Genomic DNA, 5,173 nt, shown 5'->3' on the forward strand with positions numbered 1-5,173 from the left:
ATGAGCGCCGTGGACATTTCTCAGTCAGGCGTTGACCGTATCAGGCAACGCAAACTCAAAACTCTCAAGTCGGCCGAGATTTTCGATGGATACAAAATCCCGTTCCCCGACCGATCATTTGACACAGCTATCGCGATCCACGTTCTCGAACATGTCGAGCATGAACGTCTATTGCTCTCCGAAATGGCGCGAGTAGCAGGACGCGTCTATGTCGAAGTGCCCTTGGAACACACGTATCGCCTCAACAGGTCGATCGAGGCCGGAAAGCCATACGGACATATCAATCATTATACGTTCGATCGCTTCATTAATGTTCTGGAGACGTCCGGCCTCACCGTCGCTCGCAAAGGTGTTTTTGCCAATTCTCTCGACTACGAAACCTTTCTGGCAGGAAAAGTTAAGGGGCGGATGAAGCACGCTATCAGAACTGGTGCGCTCAAGCTGGCACCAAAGTTCGCTCAACGATCATTCGTGTATCTCGGCGCTGCGATGTGCATTTCAAAGCGTCAATCGTTGACCTGATTAAATGCGTCATCAAGGGATCTCCAGCCGGCGCCACTGGGACGCTTCGAAAACTGAACTTCCTTTCTCCAGCATCTGACAAGAGGCGTTCTTTTCAGGCAGGCTAGTGGCCAGGGAAGACGCGCGGGCCAGCTTTTATTTGCTCGCTGGTCATTCTGGATTGCGCTTAAGGAAAGCGGGCCTCAATGCTCTTTGTCGGGCACCATCAGCGCGGCCGGTAGTTCCCGTTGGTGTTGTGGCAGGTACACGGCTCGACTCCGTATATCGCGGGCCAAGGCATGGCCACACGATCGGTAAGATCTGGTCGGGTGCCATGAAGCTGGCACTCACGGCGTCGGTCAATCGGACGATGCCGCCCGAACAGCCTGACTGTCGATCCAGACCTGGGCCTCGTCCAAACGAATGGGGAATGTGTGCAGCGACCGGCTCGGCCATCCCGGCGATATTTCCCCGCTCGCCAAACTGAACGAGGCGCGGTGATGTGGGCAATGCAGCTGCCCGCCGGAGACATGGCCGCGGCTGAGGTCCGCCTGCTCGTGCGGGCATGCGCGCTCGCAGGCGACGATCGTGTCGCCTTCCTGAACCAGGATGATGGCAACGCCCGCAACCGTGGCGCAGATGATCTTTTGAGCCGCCAGCCGGTCCCGCGAACAGAGCACGACCCAGCGGCCGTCGTCATCCGCCAAGATAGGCCCGCCGTACATGCTCGTTGGCAATCAGTTCGGCGCCGCCGCCGGAGAGCACCACCCGTCCGGACTCCAGCAGGTAAGCGTGGTCGCACATATCCAGCGCGGCGAAGGCGTTCTGCTCCACCAGAAGCACGGTGGTGCCGCTGTCGCGGATGGCGCGGATGATCGCGAAAGTGCGCTCGACGATGTTCGGTGCGAGGCCAAGCGAAGGCTCGTCGAACATCACCAGACGCGGGCGCGACATCAACGCGCGACCGATCGCCAGCATCTGCTGCTCGCCACCCGAGAGCGTACCGGCGGCCTGCTTGCGGCGTTCGGCCAGGCGGGGAAACTCCCCATAGATACGATCGAGATCGGCGGCCACCTCGCTGGTGTCCTTGCGAAGATAGGCGCCCATGTCGAGATTTTCCGACACCGTCATATGCGGGAAGACACGGCGTCCTTCCGGGCAATGCGCGATGCCCTTGGTGAGCACGCGCTGGGCGCCGATGCCGGTGATGTCCTCGCCATCGAATATCATCTGCCCGGAGCGCGATGGCACGAGGCCGGAAATGGCACGCAGCGTAGTGCTCTTGCCGGCGCCATTGGCGCCGATCAGCGCCACGAGCTGGCCGGCCTTGACCGATAGCGAGATGCCTTTCAGGGCGGTGACCTGCCCATAGGCGCAAACCATGTCGCGGATCTCAAGCATGGGCTGCGACTTCCTTCACCACGTCCTTGGCACTCTGGCCGAGATAGGCCTCGATGACCGCCGGATTTTTCCTGATCTCGTCCGGTGGTCCTTCGGCGATGATGCGGCCGTAATTCAGCACCACGATGCGGTCGGAGACGCTCATCACCATCGGCATGTCGTGCTCGACCAGGAGGATGGTGATGCCGCTGTCGCGGATCTTGCGGATCAGTTGCACGAAGGTGTGTGTCTCCGAAGCATTCATGCCGGAGACCGGCTCGTCCATCAGCAGCATCTTCGGCTGTGCCGCAAGCGCCAGCGCGACGCCGACCAGGCGCTGCTCGCCATAGGAGAGCGAGCCGGCGAGCTCGTGGGCGCGGGCTTCGAGGCCGACGAGGCGCACCAGTTCGGTCGCGCGTTCGCGCAAAGCCTGCTCCGAAGCGCGGGCGCGCGGGAGCCGGAAAATGGCTTCCAGCAGGCCGAGCTTGCCCTGGCGGTGCAGGCCGATCAGCACATTGTCGAGCACGGTGTCGTTGGGAAACACGCTGGTGCGCTGGAAGGTGCGGATCAGGCCGAGGTCAGCGATTTCATGAGGCTTGAGGCCGCGCAGATCCTGGCCGCAATACTTCACCGCGCCTTTTGTCGGCGTCAGAAAGCCGGTCATGACGTTGAAGGCGGTGGTCTTGCCGGCGCCGTTGGGACCGATCAGGCTGACGATTTCGCTCTGGCCGACATGGAAGTTCATGTCGGAAATTGCGACGAGGCCGCCGAACTGCACGCCGACATGTTCGATGCTGAGAACGGTTTCGGACATCACGCATGCTCCTCGGCGGTGCGCTCGGTCATGACGACCGGCTTCGGCCTGGTCTGCGGCCGCCCGAAACCAAGCTTCGGCGCCAGAGCGGGCACGATGCCGCGGGGAAGGACGAACAGGATCGCGATCAGCACGAGGCCATAGGTGATCCACTGCGCTTCCGGCGCCATGATCGGCCGCAGCAGCACCGGCAGCAGGCCGAAGATCACGCCGCCGACCACCGGGCCGGCAAGCGATCCCTTACCGCCCGAGACCACCATGATCACCATGGTCACCGTGGAGATGAAGGCAAACACTTCAGGATCGATGATGCGGATGTAATGTGCGTACAGACTGCCGGCTGCGCCAGCGATGGCGGCTGAGATGACGGCAGTGAGGGTCAGCGCCTTGGTGACGTCGATGCCGACCGAAACCGCGAGTGTCTCGTTCTCCATCAGCCCGCGCATGGCGCGGCCGTAATGCGAATGGACGAGGCGCGAGATCAGGAAATACGACACCGCGGCGACTGCCAGTACCAGATAGTAATTCTGCAACTTGGTCTTCAGCGTGAGATAACCGAGATAGGGCAGGCCGATGGTGATCGATGGAATGTTGGTGAGTGCCAGCGGCCCCTGGGTGAGCTCAACCCAGTTCAGGGCGACCAGCCGCACAACTTCAGCGAAGGAAATGGTGACGATCACGAAATAGGCGCCGCGGACGCGGAACGACAATTTGCCGACCAGATAGCCGCAGAAGCCGGAGATAACGACCGCCAGCGCGAAGCCGGCGATCGGTGGCCAGGGCGTGTGGACGATGTGAAAATCGCCGTAGATCGGCACATCATAGCCGAGCGATGTCAGCGCACTGACATAGGCGCCAATGCCGAAGAAGGCAATGTGACCAAGGCTGAGCTGCCCGGTGAAGCCGAGCAGGAGATTCATGCTCATGGCGCCGATGATGAAGATGCCGGTCGTGATCAGCGCATTGAGCAGATATGGGTCCTTCAGCCACAGTGGAACGGAGATGAAAAAGGCGAGTGTGATGAGAGAGACTGTTCGGGTCATCCGACGCGCTCCGCACGAGCAAACAGGCCGGTGGGCTTGAAGACCAGGACGGCGATGATGATGAGGAAGCCCATGGCGTCGCGATAGCCGGACGACACGTAGCCGGCGCCGAGCTCTTCAGCCAGCGCGAGAATGAAGCCGCCGATTACGGCGCCGGTGATATTGCCGAGGCCGCCGAGAATGACGATGGCGAAGGCCTTGACGGCGGCAAGATCGCCCATTTGCGGGAAGACGACATAGACGGGGCCGAGCAGGGCGCCAGCCGCAGCCGCGAGGCTCGAGCCGATGGCGAAGGTCGAGGTGTAGATCCAGCTGACATTGACACCCATGAGGGCGGCGGTGTCGGAGTCCTGGAAGGTCGCACGCATCGCCTTGCCGAGCTTGGTGAGGTTGATCAGCGAATAGGCGATCACGATCAGCAGCGCGGCGGCGAGCAGCACGAACAGGCGCAGCCAGGAGACCGAGACCGGTCCGATCACCAGCGGCGCTTCTGGGAAGGGGTTGTCGATGGATTTTGCAACGCCGCCCCAGATCCACAGCGCGCCGGATTGCATGGCGATCCAGGCGCCGATCATCACCAGCATGGTGGTGTCGATATCGGCGCCGCGAAGGGGACGCAGCAGCGTGATTTCGATGGCGGCGCCGAGCAGCCAGCCGGCGATGATGGCGACGGGCAGTGCCAGAAAGAAGTTCAGGCCGAGCTGATGCACGACGATGAACATCATGTAGGCGCCGAATGTGTAGAGGATGCCGTGCGTGAAGTTCACGACATTCATGATGCCGAAGATCAGCGTCAGGCCGATGCCGAGCAAGGCATAGGTGCCGCCGAGCACGAGCATGTTGACGACATGTTGGAGAAGCTGGTCCACGGTATCTTTCTTTCTCTGTCATTCCGGGATTCGCCGCAGACGGCACAGCCGTCGGAGGCGAAGACCCGGAATCCTGCAGTGGAGAATCTCAGGTCGAGGTTCCGGGTTCGCCTGCGCGAAGATGCGCAGACGCCCCGGAAAGACGAGTTGTCTGGTTCACAGGTCCTTCATGTGAATCTTGCCGTCAGCGATTTCGACCAGATAGACATTCGGGAAGCTCTGGCCGCTCTCGGAGCCTGCCGGGCCCGACTTCTTGAAGATGATGTCGCCGTTCAGGCCCTTCACATCGATCTTCCAGAGCGCGTCCTTGATGGCAGCCGGCTCAGGCTTGCCAGCTTTCTCGATCGCGGCGGCGATGGTGCGGATGCCGTCATAGCCGCGGAAACTTTCCGTGCAGCCGGCAAAATCGTAGCCGCGCTTCTTCCACTCACCGATGAAATAGGCGGTGGCTTCCGGATTCGGCGTCTTCTCCGGCATCCAGGGCAGGAAGGTGGTCAGATGCATGGTGTTGTTGGCAGCAGCGCCGGCCTGCGCGATGATCTGGTCGGGGTTCTGGGAACCGCCGG

At 61.4% G+C, this 5,173-nt stretch carries 7 protein-coding genes; 1 reads left to right on the plus strand and 6 read right to left on the minus strand.

All coding sequences use genetic code 11. The annotated features are described in order from the left end of the window. The coding region (locus ACIQ17_RS30420) for a class I SAM-dependent methyltransferase (RefSeq protein WP_398473195.1) at window positions 1-522 on the plus strand (522 nt) is incomplete at its 5' end. Between the two features lie 338 nt (window positions 523-860). Here the strand turns inward: ACIQ17_RS30420 and ACIQ17_RS30425 are convergent. The 6 genes from ACIQ17_RS30425 to ACIQ17_RS30450 all read right to left on the minus strand — a co-directional run. Beyond that, complete coding sequence (locus ACIQ17_RS30425; protein ID WP_398473196.1) at window positions 861-1,208, minus strand: Rieske (2Fe-2S) protein; 348 nt, start codon at window positions 1,206-1,208, stop codon at window positions 861-863. Beyond that, complete coding sequence (locus tag ACIQ17_RS30430; RefSeq protein ID WP_398473198.1) at window positions 1,198-1,902, minus strand: ABC transporter ATP-binding protein; 705 nt, start codon at window positions 1,900-1,902, stop codon at window positions 1,198-1,200. Before ACIQ17_RS30430 ends, ACIQ17_RS30425 begins: the two co-directional genes overlap by 11 nt. Further along, complete coding sequence (locus ACIQ17_RS30435) at window positions 1,895-2,695, minus strand: ABC transporter ATP-binding protein (RefSeq protein ID WP_398473199.1); 801 nt, start codon at window positions 2,693-2,695, stop codon at window positions 1,895-1,897. Before ACIQ17_RS30435 ends, ACIQ17_RS30430 begins: the two co-directional genes overlap by 8 nt. Next, window positions 2,695-3,738, minus strand: a complete 1,044-nt coding sequence (locus ACIQ17_RS30440) for a branched-chain amino acid ABC transporter permease (protein ID WP_398473200.1) — start codon at window positions 3,736-3,738, stop codon at window positions 2,695-2,697. The genes ACIQ17_RS30435 and ACIQ17_RS30440 overlap by 1 nt, the downstream gene beginning before the upstream one ends. Further along, window positions 3,735-4,607, minus strand: coding sequence for a branched-chain amino acid ABC transporter permease (locus ACIQ17_RS30445; RefSeq protein WP_398473201.1), 873 nt, complete (start codon window positions 4,605-4,607; stop codon window positions 3,735-3,737). The genes ACIQ17_RS30440 and ACIQ17_RS30445 overlap by 4 nt, the downstream gene beginning before the upstream one ends. 156 nt (window positions 4,608-4,763) lie before the next feature. Next, window positions 4,764-5,173 (minus strand): ABC transporter substrate-binding protein (locus ACIQ17_RS30450; RefSeq protein WP_398473202.1); only part of this gene is annotated, 410 nt, incomplete at its 5' end.

The organism is Tardiphaga sp., from assembly GCF_044340795.1.
Lineage (GTDB): Bacteria > Pseudomonadota > Alphaproteobacteria > Rhizobiales > Xanthobacteraceae > Tardiphaga.